6 protein-coding genes are annotated in these 3,514 nt (G+C 59.8%); all 6 read left to right on the top strand.

Features of this window, described 5'->3' with window-relative positions; translation table 11 throughout:
* The first annotated feature begins 139 nt into the window (after positions 1 to 139).
* Positions 140 to 1,048, top strand: a complete 909-nt coding sequence (locus AC6FTP_RS26235) for a major capsid protein (RefSeq protein ID WP_497209854.1) — start codon at positions 140 to 142, stop codon at positions 1,046 to 1,048.
* 30 nt (positions 1,049 to 1,078) lie between these two features.
* Positions 1,079 to 1,471 carry a hypothetical protein gene (locus AC6FTP_RS26230; RefSeq protein WP_497209853.1) on the top strand — a complete coding sequence of 131 codons (393 nt, stop codon included), beginning with the start codon at positions 1,079 to 1,081 and terminating at the stop codon, positions 1,469 to 1,471.
* Between the two features lie 89 nt (positions 1,472 to 1,560).
* Positions 1,561 to 1,869, top strand: a complete 309-nt coding sequence (locus AC6FTP_RS26225; RefSeq protein ID WP_497209852.1) for a hypothetical protein — start codon at positions 1,561 to 1,563, stop codon at positions 1,867 to 1,869.
* Between the two features lies 1 nt (position 1,870).
* Positions 1,871 to 2,671 (top strand): hypothetical protein, encoded by an 801-nt coding sequence (locus AC6FTP_RS26220; RefSeq protein ID WP_497209851.1) that lies wholly within the window; start codon positions 1,871 to 1,873, stop codon positions 2,669 to 2,671.
* 3 nt (positions 2,672 to 2,674) lie between these two features.
* The gene (locus AC6FTP_RS26215) at positions 2,675 to 3,142 is read left to right on the top strand and encodes a hypothetical protein (RefSeq protein WP_497209850.1); all 468 of its coding nucleotides are present in this window, start codon (positions 2,675 to 2,677) and stop codon (positions 3,140 to 3,142) included.
* A gap of 8 nt (positions 3,143 to 3,150) precedes the next feature.
* On the top strand, positions 3,151 to 3,514 hold a 364-nt coding region (locus AC6FTP_RS26210; protein WP_497209849.1), incomplete at its 3' end, for a hypothetical protein.

Here is a 3,514-nt window from a genome sequence, read left to right as displayed (position 1 = left end):
GCTGAAATGGGCACGCAGGTGCCTGCCAAGATCACACCCGCCGGGGACAAAGCGCCCACCACCGCCGCCGAGGTCTGGAACCGCCAGTTCGCCAAAGCCTGATCCATCCCAATCACACACCCTCAACTCCTAGACCTCCATGTCTGTCCCAACTCTTCTCGACATCGCCAAGCTGGACGCCGGTATCGGCTACCCGCTCATTGAGGAAGCCGTGAAAATGGCTCCCGAACTCACCGTCGTTCCCGCCGATACCATGACCGGCACCACGATGGAACTGACCGTCCGCACCGGCCTCCCATCCGTGCGCTTCCGCAACGCCAACGAGGGCGTGCCTCGCAGCAAGTCCAGCTACGAAACGCGCACCTTCCAAACGCACATCCTCGACCACCAGATCGCTGTCGATGCGCAGATCGTGGACGGTGCCCGTGATCCAGGTCGCCTGCTCGAAAACCATGCCTCGGGTGTGATCGAAGCGGCCATGCAATACATCGGCTCGCAGTTCTACTATGGCACGGGCAATGACAGCAAAGGCTTCCCCGGTCTGCTTGCGCAGATCAAAGCCGATGCCGCGCATCTGGTGGATGCCGGTGGCGCGGCTTCCAAATCCTCGGTCTGGTTCCTGCGCCTGGGCCGTGAGTGTGTCGAGTTCCTGTTCGGCAACGCACAGTCCATCCGCCTCCAAGACACCTGGGATCTGGAAACGGTCTATGATGCCGAAGGCAACCCCTACAAGGCCTACACCAACTGGATGACAGGCCGTATCGGGATGCGCCTGGCCAACCGCAACTGCGCGGTGCGCATCAAGAACGTGGAGGAGTCCGGCAACGGCAAAAAGAGCCTCAACGACTCGCTGCTCTACTCAGCCTACGAGAAGTTCACCGACTTCGGCTTCGAGCCGACTCACATCCTCATGAATGGGCGCTCCCGCGAACAGTTGCGCAACAGTCGCACGGCCACCACCGCCAATGGCACGCCCGCGCCACTGCCCACCGAATGGGAAGGCATCCCAATCATCCGCACGGCCTCCATCGCCAACGACGAGACGTGATCAAAACAACCCTCATCATTCATCATCCTTATGCACGCTCTCAAAGACGCTGAACTTATCCACACAGTGGCCCTGCCTGCCGCTGCTGCCACGGCGACAACTGATCCGTTCAACCTGATCCAGAAGCCTCCCCACGAGTGCCACTTCGAGGTGGAACTCGCGCTTCCGGCCCTGCCTTCGCTGGCTGACACAAAGAAAGCCACCGTCACACTGGAAGACTCGGAGGATGGCATCACCTTCGCCACCATCGCCGCCCTGGCCTCCATGGAAGTCACGGGCGCGGGTGGAGCCGGTGCTGCCGCAGTCATTCGCAAGGTGCGCCTGCCATCCGATGTGCGGCAATACATTCGGGCCAAGGTCGCCGTGGAAGCTGCGGGCGGCAACAACACCGCCAAGTCGCTCACCATGGCGCTGGTGTTTTAAAATTCTCGGGGCGTGGGCCTCGGGTTCGGGTGCAGCCCTCTTCGCCTTGTGCGGGGAGGGCTGCTTCGTTTTGACGCGCACTGCGTGGCATGACCATCCACGACGAAATCGCCGCTGACTTTTCTGAAATCCTCCAGGACTTCGGCAAGGTCATTTTCTACCAGGGGCAGCCCGTATTGGCGCTGATCTCCGAGCCCATGCTTTCGGGTGAACTCATGCTGGGTGGTGAAGTCGATGAAGTGCGCTTCAATGCCAAGGTGCTGCGCACTTCTATTCCAGACATTCCGCACAGCGGTCAGATCGTGCGCTGGGAGAACAAGGACTACCGCATCAAAGCTGTGATGAATCGTCCGCCTCACGCCATCGTCACTTTGGAACTCGGTCCCGTTGATCCCTGACATGCGCGTCACTGGCAAAGTCACGGGTCTCGATCCGTTGAAAAGACAGATCGCTCTCTTCCCCAAAGAAGTGCAGCGCCCCATGGACAAGCTGCTCATCCAAGAAGTCCGCACACTCGCCGTGGAGAGTGCGCGGATCACACTGCCATTTGGTCTGACGGACAAACCCTTCAAGAAACTCGCGGCTCGCATCAAGGCGGACATTAACCGCATTTTTAAACGCGCTGACAACCTCGGCACGGCCTTCAAACAGCTCGAAGCCGCTGATCCCGCACTCGCTCGTGAGTACTGGCGCGCGGACAAGAACGGCGAACCGGAGAAGGCTCGGCGCATCCTGCGCAAACTGTGCGCCAAGGCAGGCATTCCCATCGGAGCCATACGCGCGGATCTCCACAAGAACGCACGCACGGCTCGCTACGGCCGCGTACCTGACAGCGCCAAAACGTTGGCGGTGATTTCCAAAGGAGAAGCTCTGGATCGCTACATCACCAAAGTGCAGCGGCAGATCGGTGCAGTAAAAGCGGGCTGGATTGCTGCGGCTAAAACGCTTGGTGGCACCGTGCGCGGCATTCCCCGATGGGCGAACACAGGAGCCCACAAAAGCTCGAAGGGAACGGCCATGGTGAAGCGGGGCGACAAGGGAGCCAACATCGAGCTTCAGAACCAGGTGAGCTATGCGCCTGAAGCCTGCAATGATGCCCAGCTTCGTCAGGCAGAACGCCGTGCTCGAGTGAGGCTTCAACACGCCATGGCAGAAAAACTCAAGGCCATGGCTGCCCGTGCGTTTCGACAGGGCAAGTAGAGCGTGAATGATCAACCCTCGCTCGAATACCGTCTCGCCAAACTGCTCGCCGACTACCTCACGCATGTCAGGCAACAGAACGGACTGCCGACCACACTGAACATCGGCATTGGCTTGGAAATGGCCGCACGGCAGAGGCCCTGCGTTTTTTGCCATATCGACACGTTGGAGTTTCCACACTCCAAGTTGATCGAGGCGAATGGCATCATGGTCCTTCACACTCACGCCGATGAAACCCCGGTGCTGACGGAGGCGATCTGGATAGCTTCACTGCGCTCGTTATTGACCAATCTCAGCGCGCTCTTCGCGTGGCTTGCTACGCTACCTGAAGTTGATCGCACGGGATGGGACATCCGCCGCCTGAGGATCACCCGCAGCGAGAGTGAGTTGAATCGCGAGGATCGGACTCGCAGCCACACCACACGGTTCTCCATCAGTGCGCAGTCCGCTGAATTGACACCCGTCGCCTGAGCACAGCCATGCCAGTGCAAGCCATCATCGAACACGGAACACGTCCTGCCTACGATCTCACCGACGAGACCGGCGTGCTGGTCACCAAGCTCTCCATCAAGCCGACTCGCGAGTATGTGGAGCGCAAGAACAGCCAGCGCATGGTTTCTTATGTGCGCGCAGAGAACCCGCGCATCACCTTTGAGTTCTCCGGCATCATTGTCGGCAACAGTGCCACGGGCTTTGCCGATCAGCATCCCGGCACAGCGATCACCGCGCTCGCCAATTTCCAAAGCTCCGTCCACGGGTTCTCGCCCACTGAAGGCAAGATCATCTACAAGGACCCGACACGCGAACTGAGCGACACGGATGAACCCCAGGTCAGCTTCACCG

The organism is Prosthecobacter sp., from assembly GCF_044378005.1.
GTDB lineage: Bacteria > Verrucomicrobiota > Verrucomicrobiia > Verrucomicrobiales > Verrucomicrobiaceae > Prosthecobacter.
This window is presented reverse-complemented; position numbering and strand designations above follow the sequence as displayed.